At 54.6% G+C, this 23,194-nt stretch carries 17 protein-coding genes; 4 read left to right on the forward strand and 13 right to left on the reverse strand.

Annotated elements, in window-relative coordinates:
* Positions 1 to 14 precede the first annotated feature (14 nt).
* On the forward strand, positions 15 to 590 hold the full coding sequence (locus tag OGY07_RS07300) for a glycerol-3-phosphate responsive antiterminator (protein ID WP_042288779.1): 576 nt from the start codon (positions 15 to 17) through the stop codon (positions 588 to 590).
* A gap of 31 nt (positions 591 to 621) precedes the next feature.
* Here the strand turns inward: OGY07_RS07300 and OGY07_RS07305 are convergent, their stop codons facing one another.
* The 5 genes from OGY07_RS07305 to OGY07_RS07325 form a co-directional block, all read right to left on the reverse strand.
* Positions 622 to 1,476 (reverse strand): electron transfer flavoprotein subunit alpha/FixB family protein, encoded by an 855-nt coding sequence (locus OGY07_RS07305; RefSeq protein WP_286599649.1) that lies wholly within the window; start codon positions 1,474 to 1,476, stop codon positions 622 to 624.
* Complete coding sequence (locus tag OGY07_RS07310) at positions 1,473 to 2,255, reverse strand: adenine nucleotide alpha hydrolase family protein (protein WP_286599651.1); 783 nt, start codon at positions 2,253 to 2,255, stop codon at positions 1,473 to 1,475. Before OGY07_RS07310 ends, OGY07_RS07305 begins: the two co-directional genes overlap by 4 nt.
* Positions 2,233 to 3,660: an MFS transporter gene (locus tag OGY07_RS07315; RefSeq protein WP_286599847.1), complete on the reverse strand. Its 1,428-nt coding sequence runs from the start codon at positions 3,658 to 3,660 to the stop codon at positions 2,233 to 2,235. Before OGY07_RS07315 ends, OGY07_RS07310 begins: the two co-directional genes overlap by 23 nt.
* Positions 3,644 to 5,098, reverse strand: a complete 1,455-nt coding sequence (locus OGY07_RS07320) for an FAD-binding oxidoreductase (RefSeq protein ID WP_042288788.1) — start codon at positions 5,096 to 5,098, stop codon at positions 3,644 to 3,646. The genes OGY07_RS07315 and OGY07_RS07320 overlap by 17 nt, the downstream gene beginning before the upstream one ends.
* A gap of 62 nt (positions 5,099 to 5,160) precedes the next feature.
* Complete coding sequence (locus OGY07_RS07325) at positions 5,161 to 5,946, reverse strand: SDR family oxidoreductase (RefSeq protein ID WP_042288792.1); 786 nt, start codon at positions 5,944 to 5,946, stop codon at positions 5,161 to 5,163.
* Positions 5,947 to 6,263: 317 nt separating this feature from the next.
* On the opposite strand from OGY07_RS07325, the gene OGY07_RS07330 reads away from it, so the two are divergent.
* Together OGY07_RS07330 and OGY07_RS07335 are read left to right on the forward strand one after the other, a co-directional pair.
* Entirely contained in the window at positions 6,264 to 7,562 is a 1,299-nt protein-coding gene (locus OGY07_RS07330; RefSeq protein ID WP_060569379.1) for an MFS transporter, read from the forward strand.
* Positions 7,563 to 7,588: 26 nt separating this feature from the next.
* Positions 7,589 to 9,067 carry an FGGY-family carbohydrate kinase gene (locus tag OGY07_RS07335; RefSeq protein WP_181822612.1) on the forward strand — a complete coding sequence of 493 codons (1,479 nt, stop codon included), beginning with the start codon at positions 7,589 to 7,591 and terminating at the stop codon, positions 9,065 to 9,067.
* Between the two features lie 103 nt (positions 9,068 to 9,170).
* Here the strand turns inward: OGY07_RS07335 and queE are convergent, their stop codons facing one another.
* The 6 genes from queE to rlmD all read right to left on the reverse strand — a co-directional run bounded on the left by queE (position 9,171) and on the right by rlmD (position 17,695).
* Positions 9,171 to 9,842: a 7-carboxy-7-deazaguanine synthase QueE gene (gene queE / locus OGY07_RS07340; RefSeq protein WP_042288797.1), complete on the reverse strand. Its 672-nt coding sequence runs from the start codon at positions 9,840 to 9,842 to the stop codon at positions 9,171 to 9,173.
* Positions 9,843 to 9,974: 132 nt separating this feature from the next.
* The gene (gene eno / locus OGY07_RS07345; protein WP_042288799.1) at positions 9,975 to 11,273 is read right to left on the reverse strand and encodes a phosphopyruvate hydratase; all 1,299 of its coding nucleotides are present in this window, start codon (positions 11,271 to 11,273) and stop codon (positions 9,975 to 9,977) included.
* Positions 11,274 to 11,361: 88 nt separating this feature from the next.
* Entirely contained in the window at positions 11,362 to 12,999 is a 1,638-nt protein-coding gene (gene pyrG / locus OGY07_RS07350) for a glutamine hydrolyzing CTP synthase (protein ID WP_042288801.1), read from the reverse strand.
* Positions 13,000 to 13,222: 223 nt separating this feature from the next.
* Entirely contained in the window at positions 13,223 to 14,014 is a 792-nt protein-coding gene (gene mazG, locus OGY07_RS07355; protein ID WP_042288804.1) for a nucleoside triphosphate pyrophosphohydrolase, read from the reverse strand.
* 96 nt (positions 14,015 to 14,110) lie between these two features.
* Positions 14,111 to 16,345, reverse strand: a complete 2,235-nt coding sequence (gene relA / locus OGY07_RS07360) for a GTP diphosphokinase (RefSeq protein ID WP_042288805.1) — start codon at positions 16,343 to 16,345, stop codon at positions 14,111 to 14,113.
* A 51-nt stretch (positions 16,346 to 16,396) separates the two neighbouring features.
* Entirely contained in the window at positions 16,397 to 17,695 is a 1,299-nt protein-coding gene (rlmD, locus tag OGY07_RS07365; protein WP_200035429.1) for a 23S rRNA (uracil(1939)-C(5))-methyltransferase RlmD, read from the reverse strand.
* A 57-nt stretch (positions 17,696 to 17,752) separates the two neighbouring features.
* On the opposite strand from rlmD, the gene barA reads away from it, so the two are divergent.
* The gene (barA, locus tag OGY07_RS07370; protein WP_060569375.1) at positions 17,753 to 20,509 is read left to right on the forward strand and encodes a two-component sensor histidine kinase BarA; all 2,757 of its coding nucleotides are present in this window, start codon (positions 17,753 to 17,755) and stop codon (positions 20,507 to 20,509) included.
* A 90-nt stretch (positions 20,510 to 20,599) separates the two neighbouring features.
* Here barA and OGY07_RS07375 read toward each other — a convergent pair whose 3' ends face one another.
* A complete protein-coding gene (locus OGY07_RS07375; protein ID WP_042288811.1) occupies positions 20,600 to 21,742 on the reverse strand; it encodes a glycerate kinase in 1,143 nt (380 codons plus the stop codon).
* Positions 21,743 to 21,835: 93 nt separating this feature from the next.
* Complete coding sequence (gene gudD, locus OGY07_RS07380) at positions 21,836 to 23,176, reverse strand: glucarate dehydratase (protein ID WP_042288813.1); 1,341 nt, start codon at positions 23,174 to 23,176, stop codon at positions 21,836 to 21,838.
* Positions 23,177 to 23,194: the final 18 nt, after the last annotated feature.

Below are 23,194 nucleotides of genomic sequence, written 5' to 3' on the forward strand. Positions count from 1 at the left end.
TATAAGGATAATCTATGCCCCTGTTACACCTGCTCCGCCAGAATCCCGTCATTGCCGCCGTAAAAGATAATGCCAGCCTGCAGTTAGCGATTGACTCCGAATGTCTGTTCATCTCTGTGCTGTATGGCAATATCTGCACCATCAGCAACATCGTGAAGAAGATCAAGAATGCCGGAAAATATGCGTTTATCCACGTTGATCTGCTGGAGGGAGCATCGAATAAAGAGGTGGTCATTCAGTTTCTGAAGCTGGTCACCGAGGCAGATGGCATCATCAGCACCAAAGCCCCGATGCTTAAAGCCGCACGGGCGGAGGGCTTTTTCTGCATCCATCGCCTGTTTATCGTCGACTCCATCTCTTTTCACAATATTGATAAGCAAGTCGCGCAGTCAAATCCGGACTGTATTGAGATTTTGCCCGGCTGCATGCCAAAAGTGCTGGGTTGGGTCACGGAAAAAATACGCCAGCCGCTGATTGCCGGCGGGCTGGTCTGCGATGAGGAAGACGCGCGCAATGCTATAAAAGCCGGCGTGGCGGCGCTTTCCACCACCAATACCGACGTCTGGACGCTGGCTAAAAAGCTGAATTAGCCTCAGCGGCCGGAGGGCAAACACCCTGAGGCTACGTTTTCGTACACGCCACGAGTTTCTCCAGCACCTCTGGCCAGTCATCGACGATACCGACATCCGCCTGGGAAAAAACAGGCGCGTCGGGATCGCAATTTATCGCCACGACAAACTGACTCTGGCGAATCCCGGCCATCAACGCCGCCGCGCCGGAAGCTCCCGCCACAATACAGACATCCGGCGAAAGCAGATGGCCGGTGATGCCAACCATCCGTTCCACATCCACACCGCCGTTCATCACCCGCGCCCGGCTGTATCCCGCCTCGGCGCGTAGCGCCTGAGCCAGAGCGGTGATGTTATCCTCTTCAACCTCGCGGCCTCCCTGCCCAACCACCAGAACATGGCTGGCCTGTAACAGAGGGCGCCTGTTTTCGCTTTTCACGCTTTCAAGGTGTTCGAGCCAGTCAGGCGGTTCCGCCGGGACGATACGTCGTTCCGTCATAACTGGCAAAACCGACGCTGACGCGCCCGCATCAGGCTGGCGCGCCAGTGAGAGGCACACAGGACAACCGGAGACAGGCAGGGACGCTAAGAGCGCGCCCCCCCAATGTGATTTACTCACCCGCCCATGTTGCAGGTCTGCGGTAACCACCTGACATACGCTATCACCCCGTAGCCGCCAGGCCAGACGTGTTGCAAGCTCATCGCCGAACGAACCAGAGGGAAAGATCAGCACCCCGGCAGGCGTTATCGCCCATTGGGCGGCCAGCGCGTCGAGCACCTGTTCCGCAACCGCCGGTACGGAATCGATTACCCAGCGCTCCACTTCCGCCGCACCGGGGGCATTTGCCGCGATCCATCCCGCCATTGCCGCACATTCTCCGGGCGTGGTAATCATTGCTATTTTCATGGCGCGCACCTCTGACGCAAATAGTCCCGCCATAAAATCCGGGCCTTTTCTTGCGCCGTCGCGCCGTCGATAATTTTCGCGCGCCGTCGCTGTTCCGGTCGCGTCAGCGCCAGACAATTGCGCCCCTGAGGCACCACAATGTCGACGGGCTGGCGGATAATCTCCGCTTTGGCCGCCGCCAGGCGCTGGCGCATGCCGGGCACAGGGAGCGCCACTTCGCCACACTGTCTGACGGCGATGACCGCCGGAAGACGTACCCGGCAACGACGAAGCCCGGACTCCATTCGCTGATCAACGCTGACGAAGGGCGCCTCAAGCGCAAAACGCGTCACCTGGCTAAAACATGGCCACCCCAGCATTTCCGCCAGCAGAAACGGCGTTTGCCCGTTCTGCCCTTCGCTACTCTGGCATCCAGTGATAATCAGGTCGGCCCCGTGACGGTAATGCCAGTCGGCGATCTGCCCGGCGATGAATGCTGGCGCAAATCGCAGATCCGCCCCGTTCTCCAGCAGTACCGTCTTATCAAAACCCAGCGCGGAAAAATAGCGTAACCAGTGCAGCGACCGTTCATCGCCGATGTTCAGCGCCGTCAGGACCATCTCACAACCTGCCCGGCGCTCAGCCAACAGCAATGCGGCGGCGGCCTGCTCGTCGGCGCCAGGCGAGCTGCGCAGCAAAGCGGTGTCGGGGCCGCAGGTATCCTGTGTCGCAGCCAGCCAGTCCTTTTCCGCCAGCATGCCGGAGTCCGGCTCTGCTTTAAACGCTAACAGAATGTTCATTTACCCCTCCCTGTCTTTTCTCCACCCTCCCGGCCACCGCCAGCGGCAATGCCTTCGTTTCCGGCGCCCATAGCCAGGTCACGATAAATCCAATCAGTAACACGCCCGCCAATAGCAACAACGTGACCTGCATTCCCCATTGCGCCAGCGTCAAAGGTAACAGACCGGTGCTTATCGCAGCGCCAAGCCGACTCATCGCCGTCGCAAATCCAACGCCCAGCGAACGAATATCAGTCGGGAAGCTTTCCGCAGGCAGGATCCCCACCAGGTTGCTGACAGCAGAAATCGTGGTGCTGAACAGAACAAACAGCAGCAATGTGAAAGCGCTGCCTGGCGGCAAGAAAGCCATCACGAACAGCGTTGCCGCAAGCAGAAGGAAACTGCCGAGCAGGAACCGACGATGCGTCAACAGATGCGTTAATAGTAGCCCCAGCAGTGCGCCGACAATTAATAGCGCATTCAGCAGCAGGCTGGCGGTAAGCGCATCCTCCAGACCAACAGTCCGGGCAATCGTCGGCAGCCAGGTATAGATAACAAACCACGGGATCACCAGGCAGACAAAGAAAACGCTGTTAAAAACTGTTCGCCGCCAGTAGCGAGCGGAAAAGAGCGTTTTAATATGTTTAGTGGACGCGGCGGCAATTTCATCGCCGGGCAGGACGTGCGGGCCAAAATAGCGATGAACCACCGCATGAGCTTCCGCAAAGCGTCCCTGGCGTATCAGCCAGCGAGGTGATTCCGGCGTTCCCCAACGAAGCAAAGTAATCAACAGTGCGGGCAACGCCGCCGAGGCAAGCAGCCAGCGCCAGGCATCCGGGCTTGCGGAAATGAAATGATGTCCAACCAGACTCGCCAGTACGTAGCCGATAGTCCATACCACGCTGAATGCTCCGAGCAGAACTCCCCGATGACGTCGCGGCGCAAATTCAGCCAACAGCGTATGGCCGACGGAATAATCGCCGCCAAGCCCAATCCCGATGAGGATCCGTAACGCGATCAGCTGTTCCGGCGTTGAGACGAAAAACTGCAAAAATGAAGCGATAGTGATCAGCATAAAGCTGAAGGTAAAAATCTTCTGTCGGCCGATATGATCGGACACCCAGCCCAGTATAAGGCTACCGAGAAAAAGCCCGAGCAACGCGGCTCCGCCAATCATCCCGGCCATAAAAGGCGTCAGTTGCATTGCTGACATCAATGGGATAATGGCGTAACCCACCCCACCAAGAACATATCCGTCAGTAAGATGCGCGCCAAAGGTTAACGCCGCAATACGGCAGTGAAAAGCATTTAACGGTAAGTCATCCATGCGCACCGGTGAAGTGTTCATTTCTACCCCTTCATTGTCCGGTAAAAAAAGTGGCTTCCCGAGCGGGAAGCCACCTGCTACGTTATTTCTCGATGGGATAAATCGTCCCCGTATTCATTATGCCGTTCGGATCAAACTGGCGTTTAAGACCTTCCAGAAGCGGCCATGCGCTGCCATGCTCCAGCTTGCTCCAGTGAACGCGATGCTTACCAATGCCGTGGTGATGCACCATTGAGCCGCCCAGTCTGATAGTCTCTTCGCAGATGATCTTATTCAGTGGATTATGGTATTTATCGATCTCTTCTTCCGGCTTACAGTCCACTACGTTGTAGTCATAGACAAAATACATATTGGTGCCGTTGATATAACTGTGAGAAGAGTGACCGCCGAGCATGGTGATATCATCCGCGTGGGGAAACTCATTACGGATACGCCTGATCACATTTTCGTAGATCTGGTGAATACATCCCCAACCGCCCGACACTTCTGTCGTGAATCCCATATTGCCGGTTTTCAGGATCTGCACCCGCTCAGCCGCCACTTTCTCCGGGCCCCAGTTCAGTTGATTGAACCAGTTCTCAATAAGCCTGCTGTCCACACGCTGGCACTCCGGATAGCGCGCCACGATCTCAGCAATCCCTTCACCGGTCGCTTTCGCTATCCGCGCGTTTCCCTCGGCCATAAAGATGAGTACGCATTTGCCATCGGCAAAATGGGTGAAGTGCTGGGTGCCGTCCTCGGCGTCATACAGGCGCGCAATGGAGGGCCGATATCCCTCTACCATCACATCGCGGAGGATATCGAAACCAACCTTCATATCATCAAGGATATAGCCGTAAAAGAGATTGTTTTCCGGCGTAAATTTAAAAATTTTCACTGTGACTTCAGTGATATAGCACAGCGCGCCTTCATTACCGATAATAATATGGCGAATATCCGGCCCGGCAGCGCGGCGCGGGACGTTCTTAATTCGGGTGACAGTTCCATCCGCCAGCACCGCTTCCAGCCCGACGACCATATCTTCAATCGCGCCGTACAGGGTGGAAAACTGCCCAATACTGCGGGTCGCTACCAGCCCACCCATCTGCGCCAGGGGTTTAGATTGCGGCGAATGGCCGGTGGTATAACCTTTCTCACGTAGCGCGTTCTCCAGAATCTCAAGCGGAACGCCGCACTGCGCCGTCGCTTGCATATTTTCAACGTCAATGCTCAGGATCTGATTCATCCCTGCGCCATCAAGGACAACGGAATTTTTGACTACGGTTTCCAGCCCGCCTTCGGTTGCGGATGCGCCGGTACGCGGTACGCCATTGATTTTATGCTGGTTCATAAACGCCAGTACGCGGGACACCTGTTCTGTCGATCCCAGCTTCACGACAGCCGCGGGCAGTGGCAGCGTATAAACGCCGTGAATATCCGCATATTTGCGAAAGCGATCAATACTGTTTTTCTTTAACACCGTTTCATCGGTAATGACACGTTCTGAACCGACAATTTCTTTTAACTGGTCAACAATCGCTTCTCGAGATAAAGTCATAGCCCTTCCTTCCTGATAAGTCATTCGGAATAATGAATAAAAACAGAAACCACCGCCATAAATTAGCGGACCAGATAACCACCATCGACGACCAGTAAATGACCGTTAACATAATCAGAAGCCTGACTGGCAAGGAATATCGCCGCGCCCATTAAATCCTGAGTATCTCCCCAACGATTTGCCGGGATATGATCCAACACCCGTTGATTTGTTTCCGGATTACTGCGCGTCGCTAATGTAATATCTGTTGCATAATAGCCAGGGGCAATGCCATTAACCTGGATATTGTATTGCCCCAGTTCATCACAATATGCTTTCGTCAACCCGGCAAGCGCATGTTTAGTTGCGGAATAAGCTGGCGACCATTGCCCGCCAAGATAAGAGAACAAAGAACAGATATTAATAATTTTACCGCTATGTTGCGGGATCATTATTTTGGCGGCCTCATGGCTTAACTCAAATGCCGCGGTCAGGTTAACGTCAATCATCGGATCCCAGTCCGCGCGGCCAAAGTCCAGTACTTTGTTCAGCTTACAAATCCCGGCGTTATTCACCAGAATATCCACTGTGCCGAAACGTTCGCAGCAGGCGGCGATAATCTTCTGCGGCGCCCCTTTTTCCGTGATATCCACATGCATAAACTCAACTTCAACACCCTGTTTTTCAATAAGTTCCCTGCTTTCCTCATGGTCTTTTATAAAGCTCGGGATAAACAGATTCGCCCCAGCCTTCGCCAACGCCGTTGCGAAAGCGAGGCCCAGGCCGCTGTTGCCGCCCGTTACGATCGCGGTTTTTCCTTGCAACGAGAAAAAATTCATTGAGAACGCATTGAGAGATTCGATCGACATAGTAAGCTCCACATTCCTTAAGGCAAAAAAAAAGAAAGGTAACTTCCCCGGCGACAGGGAAGTTACCTTTCTCATTATCTCTGGTAACTGTGATATGTTTTAACACAGCGTTAATCTATCTTACGTGATCGAAATCACAGTTGCCCGTTTCATTTTATAAATAAGCCAAACATCCAGAAGCGTGATTATTCTCACACACTTATTAGCCCTTCCATGCTATTTCTGAATGCAATTACTAGAGACCTGAGAAAAGTAATCCACCTGAAAAGGCGGTTTACTTTTCTCTTTTTTTTGTCTGTCAAAAATGGGAATTCGATATGCACCAGAACTCATATCGTCGTTGGATAACCCTCGCTATTATAAGCTTTAGCGGAGGCGTCAGTTTCGATCTGGCTTATTTACGCTATATATATCAGATTCCCATGGCAAAATTTATGGGGTTTAGCAATACCGAAATCGGGCTAATAATGAGTACGTTCGGCGTTGCCGCTATTATTCTTTATGCTCCCAGCGGGGTTATTGCCGATAAATTTTCGCATCGCAAAATGATTACCTCAGCAATGATATTAACCGGCATGCTCGGTCTGCTGATGATGACTTACCCACCGTTGTGGGTCATGCTCTGTATCCAGGTCGCTTTTGCAGTCACCACGATCCTGATGCTGTGGTCAGTCTCAATCAAAGCCGCGTCACTGCTGGGAGACCACAGCGAGCAGGGCAAAATAATGGGCTGGATGGAAGGGCTTCGCGGCGTGGGCGTTATGTCACTGGCGGTATTCACTATGTGGGTCTTTTCCCGCTTCGCGCCGGATGACAGCAACAGCCTGAAGGCCGTGATTCTGATTTACAGCGTTGTGTACATCCTGCTGGGCATTTTATGCTGGTTCTTCGTTAGCGACAGCCACGCCCGTCGCGACAGTGTGGCGGTCGAAAAACAGACGTTTCAGCTACGCGATATTCTGGCGGTATTGCGTATCAGCACGACATGGTACTGCAGTATGGTCATTTTCGGCGTCTTTACCATCTATGCCATTCTCAGCTACTCCACCAATTATCTGACAGAAATGTACGGCATGTCGCTGGTGGCGGCAAGCTACATGGGGATCGTCATCAATAAAATCTTCCGTGCGATCTGCGGACCGTTGGGCGGGATCATTACCACTTACAGCAAAATCAAATCCCCTACGCGGGTGATCCAGTTGCTCTCCTGTGTCGGCGCGCTCACGCTCATCGCACTGCTGGCGACCAATACCAACCCGCAGTCTGTGGTGATGGGGATCGGGTTGATTCTGCTCCTCGGTTTCACCTGCTACGCCTCCCGTGGACTGTACTGGGCCTGTCCCGGCGAAGCCAGAACGCCGTCTTACATTATGGGAACCACCGTAGGGATCTGTTCAGTGATCGGTTTCCTGCCCGACGTCTTTGTCTATCCGATCGTCGGGTACTGGCAGGACACCCTGCCAGCTGCCGAAGCTTACCGCAACATGTGGCTGATGGGGCTGGCGGCGCTGTGCATGGTGATCTTTTTTACCTTCTTACTGTTTCGCAAAATTCGTACCGCCAACGCCGTACCGGAAAAGTTAACCTCACTGGCTGCTGATACCACCGGCGAGTGAAGAGAGAAAATTAAAGGAGAATGGCAATGTCGAAGAAATACATCATTGGAATTGATGGTGGAAGTCAGAGTACCAAAGTTGTGATGTACGATCTGAATGGCAATATCGTTTGTGAAGGTAAAGGGCAACTGCAACCTATGCACACGCCGGATGCTGATACCGCGGAACATCCTGACGACGATTTATGGACCTCTTTATGCTTTGCCGGTAGAGAATTAATGAGCCAATTCGCGGGAGATAAAAAGGACATTGTCGGCATTGGGCTTGGCTCCATTCGCTGCTGTCGCGCTTTGCTTAAAGCCGACGGCACCCCGGCCGCTCCGCTGATAAGCTGGCAGGATGCGCGCGTTACGCGTCCCTATGAGCACAACAACCCCGATGTGACCTACGTTACGTCATTTTCAGGTTATCTGTCTCATCGCTTAACCGGCGAGTTTAAAGACAACATCGCCAATTATTTTGGCCAGTGGCCGGTGGATTATAAGACCTGGACATGGAGTGACGATGAAGAGGTTATCAGGAAATTCAATATCCCACGCAATATGCTGTTTGATGTTCAGATGCCCGGCACCGTGCTCGGTCATCTGACCCGCGAGGCTGCACTGGCTACCCATTTCCCAGTTGGATTACCCGTCGTCTGCACCACCAGCGATAAACCGGTAGAGGCGCTGGGCGCGGGATTACTGGACGACGAAACCGCAGTGATTTCTCTGGGCACTTATATCGCCCTGATGATGAACGGTAAAACGCTGCCTGTAGAACCGCGCGCTTACTGGCCGATTATGTCTTCTGTTCCTGAAACCTTACTGTATGAAGGCTATGGTATCCGTAAAGGCATGTGGACGGTCAGTTGGTTGCGCGATATGTTGGGTGAATCGTTGATTGCGGAGGCAAAAGCGCAGGATCTTTCACCGGAGGATTTGTTAAATAAAAAAGCCGCCTGCGTTCCACCTGGCTGCAACGGCCTGATGACCGTTCTGGACTGGCTCACCAATCCCTGGGAACCCTTCAAGCGCGGCATAATGATTGGTTTTGATTCCAGTATGGACTACGCCTGGATCTATCGCTCCATTCTGGAGAGCGTTGCCCTGACCCTGAAAAATAACTACGACGAGATGTGTAATGAAATGGGCCGCTTTGCCAGACATCTCATCATTACGGGCGGCGGTTCAAACAGCGATCTGTTTATGCAAATCTTTGCCGATGTGTTCAACCTGCCAACGAGGCGGAATGTGATAAACGGTTGCGCCAGTCTTGGGGCCGCTATCAATACAGCGGTAGGGCTTGGATTATATCCGGACTATGAGACGGCGACAGAAAAAATGGTGCGGGTAAAAGATGTCTTCATGCCGACAGAGAGCCACGCCAGGCGCTATGATGCATTGAATAAAGGGATCTTCCGCGATTTAACCAGCCATACCGATGTGATTCTGAAAAAATCGTATGAAGTGCTGCATGGCAGTCTGGATAACGTCGACTCGATTCAAAGCTGGTCTAACGCATAACGTACCCGCTACACCGTCAGATCCGGCATGGCGGCCCCGCCCTGTGCCGGATAGCGGCGCGAAGCGCCTTATCCGGCCTGCACTGTGACGTCTGACGCGGTTGTCAGGCAATGTTCAAATATTTATGCGTTTGCATCGACAACCGCCAGTTGCGGGCGATACAGGTTTCAATGCACAGTCGGGTCGCATCGTCTTTCTGGCTGATGGGTTGGAGTGCGATAACGCGCTGCTTTTCGTCCGTCAGCGTCGCCAACAGTTCGTCCAGCGCTTCAATGTCACGCACACGTCCCACCGGATGTTTGATTTCATCAGCACGCTCAAGCGCTTGCGACAGCACGTCGTAACCGCCACGCATATTCACTTTTGGTGAGACGGTGACCCAGGTTGAGTGAGAACAGCGCACTTCATGAGTGCCGCTGGTTTCTATCTGGCAACTAAAGCCATTCTTTTCGAGCAGTTCGGTTAGCGGCATCAGATCGTGAATGCAGGGTTCCCCTCCTGTGATCACCACATGGCGAGCCGTCCAGCCCTGTCGACCAATGATGGCAAGCAGATCTTCTGCACTGCCTGCCCCCCATTTGTCGCTCTCTTTAGTTTTCGCCAGAATGCTGAACAGCGACACTTCCCGATCCGCGAGCTTATCCCATGTATGTTTGGTATCACACCAGGCGCAGCCAACCGGGCATCCCTGTAAGCGAATAAAAATAGCGGGAACGCCGGTAAAATAACCCTCGCCTTGCAGGGTCTGGAACATCTCGTTAATCGGGTACTGCATAGTCATCTCTGTAAGGGGAATAAACGTTAAGTATCGCAGATGTTGCCCTTAAGGTCATGTGCGAGAGCTGCTTTACCGCAGGCATAAAAAAACCCGCCGAAGCGGGTTTTTTAGAAGAACGAAAGTTCAGGATTACGCCTGGCCTTTGATCTCTTTACGACCGTTGTACGGTGCTTTTTCGCCCAGCGCTTCTTCGATACGGATCAGCTGGTTGTATTTAGCAACGCGGTCAGAACGGCTCATGGAACCGGTTTTGATCTGGCCAGCAGCGGTACCTACAGCCAGGTCAGCGATGGTCGCATCTTCAGTTTCGCCAGAACGGTGAGAGATAACGGCAGTGTAGCCCGCGTCTTTCGCCATCTTGATTGCAGCCAGGGTTTCGGTCAGAGAACCGATCTGGTTGAATTTGATCAGGATGGAGTTAGCGATGCCTTTCTCGATACCTTCTTTCAGGATCTTGGTGTTAGTCACGAACAGGTCGTCGCCCACCAGCTGAATTTTGTCGCCCAGCACTTTAGTCTGGTATGCGAAACCGTCCCAGTCAGACTCGTCCAGACCGTCTTCGATAGAGACGATCGGGTACTGCTTGGTCAGTTCTTCCAGGAAGTGAGTGAATTCTTCAGAGGTGAACGCTTTGTTGCCTTCGCCAGCCAGAACGTATTTACCGTCTTTGTAGAATTCAGACGCTGCGCAGTCCATCGCCAGAGTGATGTCTTTGCCCAGCTCGTAGCCAGCCGCTTTTACCGCTTCAGCGATAACAGCCAGTGCTTCGGCGTTAGAACCCAGGTTCGGCGCATAACCCCCTTCGTCACCCACCGCAGTGTTCATGCCTTTGCCTTTCAGCACTTTTGCCAGGTGATGGAAAACTTCAGAACCCATGCGGATGGCTTCTTTAACGGTTTTCGCGCCAACCGGCTGAATCATGAATTCCTGGATGTCGACGTTGTTGTCAGCGTGCTCGCCACCGTTGATGATGTTCATCATCGGAACCGGCATGGAATATTTGCCCGGAGTACCGTTCAGTTCAGCGATGTGCTCGTACAGCGGCATGCCTTTAGAGGCTGCAGCGGCTTTGGCGTTAGCCAGAGATACCGCCAGGATTGCGTTCGCACCGAAGTTGGATTTGTTTTCAGTACCGTCCAGATCGATCATGATCTTGTCGATACCAGCCTGATCTTTGGCGTCTTTGCCAAGGATAGCCTGAGCGATCGGACCGTTAACCGCGCCAACTGCTTTGGTTACGCCTTTACCCAGGAAACGGGATTTGTCGCCATCGCGCAGTTCCAGCGCTTCGCGGGAACCCGTAGAGGCACCTGACGGGGCAGCTGCCATACCGACGAAACCACCTTCCAGGTGTACTTCGGCTTCAACAGTCGGGTTACCACGGGAGTCGATGATTTCACGACCGATGACTTTAACGATTTTGGACATTAGGTTTTCCTCGAGTCACTAGTTAACTAAAACTCCAGACAAACAACGCGTACCTTTGGTACGCGTTGCCGTTCTAACTTTTTTCTTCTTACTTCGCCTGACGCTTCTGATACTCGCTGGCGGCCTTCACGAAGCCTGCAAACAGCGGATGCCCGTCACGCGGCGTTGAAGTAAATTCCGGGTGGAACTGGCAGGCAACGAACCACGGATGGTTAGGCACCTCGATGATCTCGACTAACTGATCGTCCCCGGAGCGGCCCGCAACGCGCAGACCCGCAGCTTCAATTTGTTTCAACAACATGTTGTTGACTTCATAGCGGTGACGATGGCGCTCGGTGATGACTGGCTGGCCGTACAGCTGGCGAACCACGCTATCGTCGGACAACTGGCAAGCCTGTGCGCCAAGACGCATAGTACCACCCAGATCGCTTTTCTCGGTACGGACCTCGACGTTACCGTCTTCGTCGCGCCATTCCGTAATCAGCGCCACGACAGGGTACTTACAGTCTGGCACAAATTCCGTAGAGTTCGCGTTTTCCATTCCCGCTACGTTGCGCGCAAATTCGATCAGCGCAACCTGCATACCCAGGCAAATGCCGAGGTAAGGAATATTGTTCTCACGCGCATAGCGTGCAGTGGCGATCTTGCCTTCAACACCACGGTAGCCGAAGCCGCCAGGGATCAGGATAGCATCCAGATCTTTCAGAATTTCAACGCCGCGCGTTTCAACATCCTGCGAATCAATCAGCTTAATGTTGACGGAGACGCGATTCTTCAGACCACCGTGTTTCAGCGCTTCGATAACCGACTTATAGGCGTCCGGCAGTTCAATGTATTTGCCGACCATACCGATAGTCACTTCGCCGCCCGGATTGGCTTCTTCATAAATTACCTGTTCCCATTCAGACAGGTTAGCTTCCGGACAGTTCAAGCTGAATCGTTTACAAATATAATCGTCCAGACCCTGAGATTTCAACAGGCCCGGAATTTTATAAATGGAATCGACATCTTTCATTGAAATAACGGCTTTTTCAGGCACGTTACAGAACAATGCAATTTTCGCACGTTCGTTTGCCGGAATCGCGCGATCGGAACGGCAAACCAGGATGTCTGGCTGAATACCAATGGAAAGCAGCTCCTTAACGGAGTGCTGTGTCGGTTTGGTTTTTACTTCACCAGCCGCCGCCATGTAAGGCACCAGCGTCAGGTGCATGAACAGCGCATGTTCACGACCAATATCGACCGCCAGTTGACGAATCGCTTCGAGGAAAGGCAGGGATTCGATATCCCCTACGGTACCGCCGATTTCAACCAGCACAACGTCATGCCCTTCGCCACCGGCAAGGACGCGTTCTTTAATGGCGTTGGTGATGTGTGGGATAACCTGCACGGTTGCGCCCAGATAGTCACCACGGCGCTCTTTACGCAGAACATCAGAGTAGATACGGCCAGTCGTAAAGTTGTTACGACGGGTCATTTTGGTACGGATGAAACGCTCGTAGTGGCCAAGATCCAGATCGGTTTCAGCGCCGTCTTCAGTAACGAACACTTCCCCGTGTTGGGTTGGGCTCATGGTGCCAGGATCGACGTTGATGTACGGATCCAGTTTCATCATGGTCACATTGAGGCCACGGGCTTCAAGAATGGCTGCGAGGGAGGCTGCGGCAATGCCTTTACCCAGAGAGGATACGACCCCGCCGGTCACAAAAATATAGTTCGTTGTCATGCTGAACCTGAGAAGTTAGGGTGAAACGATGGAATAACCAGGACGGGAAAGTAGTATACCCGAACACAGCGAGCGCCACAAACTTTCATTCTCCGTCTCCTTCCCAGGCCAGGACTATCATAAGGAGTGAGAAAATAGCCCCTTTTGGGTAAATGTTTTTGACGCAAATCAAGCGCTTGTCATTTAAAAAACCGCACAAATAGCGCTTGTTCGCAAAATTCCGTTAGAGATCAGTTTCCTGGCGTTTTACTTCCTGCCACACGTCTTCCATGGTTTCCAGATCGACTCCTGTCATTTCCAGGCCGCGCGCCGCAACAATCCGTTCGACTTCGCGAAAGCGACGCTCAAATTTTTCGTTGGCTTTTTGCAGGGCAATCTCGGCTTTGGTCCCCAAATGACGCGCCATATTGACGGTGGCAAACAGCAGATCCCCCATTTCTTCCTCGAGTTTAGCCTGGTCAACCACCGCCTGTCGGGCTTCATACATCACCTCGTCGATTTCTTCATACACTTTATCGACGACCGGCCCGAGCGTGGTCCAGTCAAACCCGACGTTTGAGCAACGCTTCTGGATTTTCTGCGCCCGCATCAACGCGGGTAAGCTGCGCGGGATATCATCCAGCGCGGAATGCTGCGCTTTTTGCGCCCGTTCTTCGGTTTTGATCTGCTCCCAGCGAGTCAGGACTTCCGTACTGTTGCTGGCGGAAACGTCCGCAAAAACGTGCGGGTGACGGCGTTCGAGTTTGTCGCTGATGGCAGCGCAAATATCATTGAAATCAAAGCGCCCTTCTTCCTGCGCCATTTGCGCGTAAAACACCACCTGAAACAGCAAATCGCCCAATTCGCCGCGCAGATCGTCAAAGTCTTCTCGTGCAATCGCGTCAAGGACTTCATAGGTTTCTTCCAGCGTATAGGGCGCAATGGTGGCAAAAGTCTGTTCTTTGTCCCACGGGCAGCCGTTTTCCGGGTCGCGCAGGCGCTGCATGATGTTAAGCAGGCGATCAATTTGTGTCATGGGTATGTCCTGAACCTCCAGGCCCGTCAAGCCAAACGCTGTCGGGCAAAAAAAAGCCGGATGGCGGCGTACCGCGCGATCCGGCCTGTATTATCGTTAGTTGCCGTGCAGACGACGCGCGTCAATCACATCCGGCACCTGGTTGAGCTTGCTGAGAACGCGACCCAGCACCTGCAGGTTGTAGATTTCGATGGTCATATCGATGGTCGCGAGTTGCTGCTTCGTGTCGCTGCGGCTGGCGACGCCCAGCACGTTGACCTTTTCGTTCGCCAGAATGGTGGTGATATCACGCAGTAACCCGCTGCGGTCGTTAGCCTGAACGCGCACCACCAGCGAGTAACCCGCCGAATAGCTTTCGCCCCACACCGCATCCACAATCCGCTCCGGCGCATGCGCGCGCAGTTCCACCAGTTGTTCGCAGTCGGCGCGGTGAACGGAAATCCCGCGCCCCTGAGTAATGAATCCGACGATCTCATCGCCCGGAATCGGCTGGCAGCAACGCGCGATGTGGTGCATCAGGTTGCCAACCCCTTCCACCACAACCCGACCGTCGTCTTTCCGGCGATTCTGCGGCGCGTAAGTTTTCTGCTGAAGCTGTTTCAGCGCGGCGGCATCTTCTTCAGCCGCGCTCGGTTTGTTGAACTGCGACTGCAGGAAGTTGACCATCTGGTTAAGGCGGATATCGCCGCCGCCGATCGCCGCCAGCAGTTCCTCCAGCTCGTTAAAGTTGTAGCGCGGCAGCAGCAGTTTTTCCGCCTCTTTCAGGCTGATCCCCAGATGCGACAGCTCATCGTCAAGGATCTGGCGACCGGCAAGGATATTCTTGTCGCGATCCTGCTTGCGGAACCAGGCGTGGATTTTTGAGCGTCCGCGGCTGGTGGTGACATAGCCCAGGTTCGGGTTAAGCCAGTCGCGGCTGGGGTTCGGCTGCTTCTGGGTGATGATTTCGATCTGATCGCCCATCTGCAACTGATAGGTAAACGGCACGATACGCCCGCCAATTTTCGCCCCGATGCAACGATGCCCCACGTCACTGTGAATGTGATAGGCGAAGTCAAGCGGCGTGGAGCCCGCAGGTAAGTCGACCACATCGCCTTTTGGCGTAAACACATACACCCGGTCGTCAAAAACCTGGCTGCGCACTTCATCGAGCATTTCGCCCGAATCCGCCATCTCTTCCTGCCAGGCGATCAGCTTACGCAGCCAGGCGATGCGATCCTCATGACCCGAACGCGCACCGCCTGCCGCCGCCCCTTCTTTATACTTCCAGTGCGCGGCGACGCCCAGCTCGGCATCTTCGTGCATCTGTTTGGTGCGGATTTGAATCTCAACGGTTTTACCGCCCGGCCCCAGCACCACGGTATGAATAGACTGATAACCGTTTGGTTTTGGGTTAGCGACGTAGTCGTCAAACTCATCCGGCAAATGACGATAGTGGGTGTGCACAATGCCCAGCGCGGCGTAGCAGTCCTGCAAACGCTCGGCGACGATACGCACGGCGCGTACGTCAAACAGCTCGTCAAAGGCCAGATCTTTTTTCTGCATCTTGCGCCAGATGCTATAGATATGTTTCGGACGTCCGTAAACTTCCGCCTTCACGCCTTCGGTTTTCATTTCGGCGCGCAGATGGCCAACGAACTCTTCAATATAGTGTTCGCGATCGATACGACGCTCATGCAGCAGTTTGGCGATACGCTTGTATTCCGCCGGATGCAGATAGCGGAAGCAGTAATCTTCCAGCTCCCATTTCAACTGACCAATACCCAGACGGTTGGCCAGCGGAGCGTAAATGTTCGTGCACTCTTTCGCCGCCAGCACGCGCTCATCTTCCGGCGCGTCTTTCACCTCACGCAGATGGGCAATACGTTCGGCAAGCTTAATGACCACACAGCGGAAATCGTCCACCATCGCCAGTAGCATACGGCGAACATTGTCGACCTGCTCGGACGAAACGGAGTCGGTGTGCGTGGCTTTAAGCTGGCGAATCGCCGCCATGTCACGGACGCCATGGATCAGGTTGACGATCGATTTGCCCACGCTTTCGCGCAGGACGTCTTCGCTGACCACGTTGGCGTCGGCTAACGGGAACAGCAGCGCCGCCCGCAGCGTGTCGATATCCATACTCAGCGTCGAAAGGATTTCCACCATCTCGACGCCGCGCCACAGCAGCAGTTCCGCGTCCGGATGCCCCTGTGTCTGTTGCAGGCAATACGCCCAGGTTTCGGCTAAGCGTTCACACGACTGCTGGCTGGCGATCCCAAGACTTTCGATCCATTTTTTCGGATCAAATTCCCCAGCTTTATTTAGATGTGCACTTCTTACCGCAACCATTGTCCTCTCCTTAAGGGACCGGGCCTGCCGAATTCAGCAAGCCGGAAGTTATTACTTGCGCTCAAACAGAACCATTGATTCCAGGTGCCCAGTGTGCGGGAACATGTCGAGCATTGCCAGCCGCTGAATTTGGTATCCCGCACGTAATAATTCGTCACTGTCCCGCGCCAGCGTGGCAGGGTTACAGGATACATAAACAATGCGGTCAGGCTGTAATTTTACAAGATGCTGCATCACGCCCGCCGCCCCGGCGCGCGCAGGGTCCAGCAGGACCTTGTCGAAGCCGTTTTTCGCCCACGGCTGTTGGGTAACATCCTCTTCCAGATTGGCATGAAAGAATGTCACATTCTGTAATGCATTTTGCCGCGCGTTTTCACGCCCTTTCTCAACCAGCGCGGGTACGCCTTCGACGCCCACTACGCTCGCCGCCAGCGTCGCGAGCGGCAACGTGAAGTTGCCCATGCCGCAAAAAAGGTCAAGCACGCGATCGTCCGGCTGTACGTCAAGCCACGCCAGCGCCCGGGCGACCATCTGCTGATTCACCCCTTCGTTGACCTGAATAAAGTCGCGCGGACTAAAGTTTAAGCGTAGCCCGTTTGATTCGTACCAGGGCGTTTGCCCCGAAACGGACGCCAGTATCTCGCTTGCGGGCGCCAGATAAAGCGCCAGGTTCTGTGAATGCGAAAAGCGTTCCAGTTTTTCCCGGTCATGGGCGCTTAATGGCGCCGTATGGCGCAAGATCATCAGCGTGCCGCTGCCCGCCTGCACCAGTTCGACGTGCCCCAGATGGCGTTTCCCCTGTAATGTCTCCAGACATGCCCTGAGGTCAGGCAACAGCGCCTCAAGCTGGGGCGCCAGAACAGGGCACCGGGTGACGTCAACAATGTCGCTGGACGCCGACTGGCGAAAGCCCATCTGCAGTTGCTGGGTTTTCGGCGGGTAATGGAGGCTTAAGCGCGCGCGACGGCGATAGCCCCACGGCTCCCCGGCGATGACCTCCGCCACGTCATTTTTCATCAGGCGCGCTAACGCGGCGCGTTTGCTGCGCTGTTGCAGGGCAACGCTGGCGTGCTGCTGCTGGCAGCCGCCGCAAACGCCAAAATGAGGGCAGCGCGGCGCGACGCGCTCAGGGCTTTCATTTAACCGACGCTTCACTTGCGCTCTGGCGTACTGTTTTTTATCTTCAGTAATGACCACCTCCGCACTTTCCTGCGGCAGTAATCCTGGGATAAACAGCGCCTTTCCGTTATGCCGCGCCACGCCCTGACCAAAGGCATCCAGGTCAGTGACTGTAACGGTTATGATCTGGCGCGTCGTCACGCGCCGTTTTGCAGAGTAGAATTGCGCCATCGACGAGATTATTCTCAAATTAACAGTGTGACCCTAATTGTCCCATAACGGAACTCCATGACCAACTACAGCCTGCGCGCTCGCATGATGATTCTGATCCTGGCGCCGACCGTACTGATCGGTTTATTGCTAAGTATCTTCTTTGTCGTTCATCGCTATCACGACCTGCAGCGTCAACTGGAAGATGCCGGCGCCAGCATTATTGAGCCGCTCGCCGTCTCCACTGAATATGGTATGAATCTGCAAAACCGCGAATCTATCGGCCAGTTGATTAGCGTTCTGCATCGCCGCCATTCAGAGATCGTGCGGGCGATTTCGGTCTACGACGAAAATAACCGCCTGTTCGTCACGTCGAACTTTAATCTTAACCCGTCGGAGCTCCAGCTTCCGCCGGGTCTGCCGTTTCCACGCCGGTTGAGCGTGGAACGCCATGGCGACATTTTAATCCTGCGAACGCCGATCGTGTCGGAAAGCTATTCACCGGACGAGTCTGCGTTAACCGACGCGAAAAATGCGCATAATATGCTGGGATATGTGGCGCTTGAGCTGGATCTCAAGTCTGTTCGCCTGCAGCAGTATAAAGAAATTTTCATCTCCACGGTGATGATGCTGTTCTGCATCGGCATCGCGCTCATTTTTGGCTGGCGCCTGATGCGCGACGTGACCGGGCCTATTCGTAACATGGTCAACACGGTGGATCGCATTCGTCGCGGGCAACTCGACAGCCGGGTTGAAGGTTTCATGCTGGGTGAACTGGATATGCTGAAAAACGGCATTAACTCCATGGCGATGTCGCTTGCCGCCTATCACGAAGAGATGCAGCACAACATCGATCAGGCGACCTCCGATCTGCGTGAAACGCTTGAACAGATGGAGATCCAGAACGTTGAGCTGGATCTGGCGAAGAAGCGCGCCCAGGAGGCCGCCCGCATTAAGTCCGAGTTTCTGGCCAATATGTCCCATGAGCTGCGCACGCCGCTTAACGGTGTCATCGGCTTTACTCGCCTGACGCTGAAAACAGAGCTGAACACCACCCAGCGTGACCACCTGAACACCATTGAGCGTTCGGCAAATAATCTGCTGGCGATCATTAACGACGTGCTGGACTTTTCCAAGCTGGAAGCGGGCAAACTGATTCTGGAAAGCATTCCCTTCGCCCTGCGCAATACGCTGGATGAAGTGGTGACGTTGCTGGCGCACTCGTCCCACGATAAAGGCCTTGAGCTGACGCTTAACATTAAAAATGACGTTCCGGACAACGTCATCGGCGACCCGCTGCGCTTACAGCAGGTGATTACCAACCTGGTCGGCAACGCGATCAAATTTACCGAAAGCGGCAACATCGATATTCTGGTCGAGAAACGTGCGATCAGTAATACCAAAGTCCAGATAGAGGTCCAGATTCGTGATACCGGTATCGGTATTCCTGAACGCGACCAGTCACGCCTGTTCCAGGCCTTCCGTCAGGCCGATGCCAGTATCTCCCGTCGCCATGGCGGTACCGGGCTGGGGCTGGTGATTACACAGAAGCTGGTCAATGAAATGGGGGGAGATATCTCCTTCCATAGCCAGCCGAACCGGGGCTCGACGTTCTGGTTCCATATCAACCTGGATTTGAATCCGAACGTGGTCAGCGATGGCCCGGCCACTGGCTGCCTGACCGGGAAGCGCATCGCTTACGTTGAGCCAAACGCCGCTGCCGCGCAATGCACTTTAGATATCCTCGCGGAAACGCCGCTGGAGGTGATTTACAGTCCTTCGTTCTCCGCGCTGGCGGTAGAGCATTACGACTACATGCTGCTGGGCGTCGCCGTGACCTTCAACGAACCGCTGACCATGCAGCATGAACGCCTGATTCAGGCGACGGAAATGACCGACTTCCTGATGCTGGCGCTGCCGTGTCACGCGCAGGTTAACGCGGAAAAACTTAAGCAAGACGGCGTGGCGAGTTGTCTGTTAAAACCGCTGACCTCAACGCGACTGCTGCCCGCGCTGGTGGAGTTGTGCCGCCAGAATTACCATCATGACGCCCTGCCATCCGACGAAAACAAGATCGCCATGACGGTAATGGCGGTAGATGATAACCCCGCTAACCTGAAACTGATCGGCGCCTTACTGGACGATCTGGTGCAGCACGTTGAGCTTTGCGACAGCGGCCAACAGGCGGTGGATCGCGCCAGACAGATGCAGTTCGACTTGATCCTGATGGATATTCAGATGCCGGATATGGACGGCATTCGCGCCTGTGAGTTGATCCACCAGCTTCCTCACCAACAGCAAACGCCGGTGATTGCCGTGACCGCACATGCAATGGCGGGTCAGAAGGAGAAGCTGCTGAGCGCCGGTATGAATGATTATCTGGCGAAGCCGATTGAAGAAGAAAAGCTGCATAACCTGCTGCTGCGCTACAAACCGGGCACCGGCGTCACCACGCGGATGCTGACGGCTGAGCCGCCCGAGCCGATTTTTAATCCAAACGCGACGCTCGACTGGCAATTGGCGCTGCGCCAGGCGGCAGGAAAACCGGATCTGGCGCGCGATATGCTGCAAATGCTGATCGATTTCCTGCCGGAAGTGCGTAACTGCATCGAAGAACAACTGGTCGGCGAAAACCCGGATGGGTTAGTCGATTTAATTCATAAGCTGCACGGCAGCTGTGGCTACAGCGGGGTTCCACGGATGAAAAATCTCTGTCAGCTGCTGGAAGGCCAGTTACGTAACGGTACGCCCGAAAGCGAACTGGAACCTGAATTCCTCGAACTGCTCGACGAGATGGACAACGTGGCGCGCGAAGCGAAGAAGATACTGGGGTGACTGTCTATTGGCGGAAAGTAATGTAAGCGGCTTACCGGGCCTGCGGACAGGATAATTGCAGGCCTGATAAGCGTTGCGCCATTGGGGAAATTAGCCTGAAAGCCGCCCAATCTTGATCGTTGCAGCCACATTTCGCGCCGTCATCCGCACGTTGTCTTCCGCATTTTTCAGGGCGTCGTCCAGAGTACAGATGCAGTAAATGACGCTGAACACCGCATCCAGCCCATGTTCGTGCACCACGCCAACGTCCGCGGTCAGGCTGCCGGCAATCGCGATCACTGGCTTGTTATAGCGTTTTGCCACGTTCGCCACGCCAACCGGCACCTTACCGTGAATGGTCTGGCTGTCGATGCGCCCTTCGCCGGTAATCACCAGATCGGCGTCGGCGACGCAGGCATCGAGATGCAGCGCGTCGGTCACAATCTCAATGCCGCGCCGCAGCTGCGCGCCGCAGAATGCATACAGCGCCGCGCCCATTCCCCCTGCCGCGCCGCCGCCCGCAAGCGTAGAGACATCCACATCCAGATCGCGGGCGATGAGCTGCGCATAATGTTCCAGCGCCCGATCCAGGCGCACAATCATCTCCGGCGTCGCCCCTTTTTGCGGCCCGAACACCGCCGAAGCGCCCTGCTTACCGGTCAACGGATTGGTGACGTCGCACGCTACCTCAATGCGACATCCGGCCAGACGCGGGTCTAACTGGCTAATATCAATGCGGTCGAGGGTTTCCAGCGCCGCGCCGCCCTGGGCGATGTCGGCATGCCGGGCGTCGAGCAGTTTTGCCCCTAACGCCTGAACCATACCCGCGCCGCCGTCGTTGGTCGCGCTGCCGCCAAGCCCGATAATGATATGTTCCACGCCCGCGTCCAGAGCATGTCGAATAAGCTCTCCGGTACCCCAGGAGGTGGTTTTTAACGGATCGCGCCGATGGGGAGGAACCTGCTCCAGCCCGCTGGCCGCCGCCATTTCAATAAAGGCGGAGCGCGCATCGCCGGATAACCCATAAAAAGCCTGTGTCGGCTCGCCCAGAGGCCCCATGACCTCAACGTCAACAATGCGTCCCGCCGTCGCCGCAACCATGGCTTCAACCGTTCCTTCACCGCCATCAGCGACCGGCAGCTTGACGTAATCCGCATCGGGCCAGATCTCGCGAAACCCCTGTTCAATGGCGCTCGCCACCTCAAGAGCACTCAAACTTTCCTTATATGAGTCCGGTGCGATCACTATTTTCATAAATCGTCCTTACGCATGTTGACTCTGTTAAGCATATACCCGTCATACTACAAATAAAAAAATAGCCGGTCCGAAAGGGGACCGGCACAGGTCTTAACGCACCATGCAAGGACGCTTGTTATCAAAGGTCCAGTTCGGAATCAGATACTGCATGCCCATCGCGTCGTCACGCGCGCCTAAGCCGTGTTTCTGATACAGCTCATGCGCCTTCATCACCTGATCCATGTCGATCTCAACGCCCAGTCCCGGTTTCGCCGGAACCTGAACCATACCGCCTTTGATCTCGAACGGTTCTTTGGTCAGACGCTGGTTGCCTTCCTGCCAGATCCAGTGAGTGTCGATAGCGGTGATCTTGCCCGGCGCGGCGGCCGCGACATGGGTAAACATCGCCAGTGAAATATCGAAATGGTTATTAGAGTGCGAGCCCCAGGTCAGACCAAACTCGTGGCACATCTGCGCCACGCGCACAGAACCTTGCATCGTCCAGAAGTGCGGATCCGCCAGCGGAATATCCACGGATTGCAACGACAGAGTATGGCCCATCTGACGCCAGTCGGTTGCGATCATATTGGTCGCCGTCGGCAAGCCGGTAGCGCGACGGAACTCCGCCATCACTTCGCGTCCGGAGAAACCCTGCTCGGCGCCGCATGGATCTTCCGCATAGGCCAACGTGCCTTTCAGGTACTTACCAATTTTAATCGCCTCATTCAGCGACCATGCGCCGTTCGGGTCGAGCGTCACCCGCGCCTGCGGGAAGCGTTTCGCCAGCGCCACGATGGACTCGGCTTCTTCTTCTCCGGCCAGCACGCCGCCTTTCAGTTTGAAGTCGTTGAAACCATATTTTTCATACGCGGCTTCCGCCAGGCGTACCACCGCATCCGGGGTCATCGCTTCTTCATGGCGCAAGCGATACCAGTCGCATTGCTCATCCGGCTGGCTCTGGTACGGCAGCGGCGTCGCTTTACGGTTACCGACGAAGAACAGATAACCGAGCATTTCCACTTCGCTACGTTGCTGTCCGTCGCCGAGCAGTGACGCCACGTTAACGCCAAGATGCTGACCCAACAGGTCAAGCAGCGCCGCTTCGATACCGGTCACCACGTGAATGGTGGTACGCAGGTCGAAGGTCTGCAATCCACGACCACCCGCGTCGCGATCGGCAAATTCATTCCGCACCGCGGTTAACACATTTTTGTATTCGCCCAGCGTTTTCCCCACCACCAGCGGGATCGCATCTTCCAGTGTCTTACGGATCTTTTCGCCGCCAGGAATTTCACCAACGCCGGTGTGGCCAGAGTTATCTTTGATAATGACGATGTTACGCGTGAAAAACGGAGCGTGCGCGCCGCTCAGGTTCATCAGCATGCTGTCGTGACCGGCAACCGGGATCACCTGCATGGCGGTAACAACGGGAGTGGTAAATTGTGCGCTCATAATCTTGTCCTTTTCAAA

The organism is Citrobacter sp. Cs237 (genome assembly GCF_030332325.1).
GTDB lineage: Bacteria > Pseudomonadota > Gammaproteobacteria > Enterobacterales > Enterobacteriaceae > Citrobacter_A > Citrobacter_A sedlakii.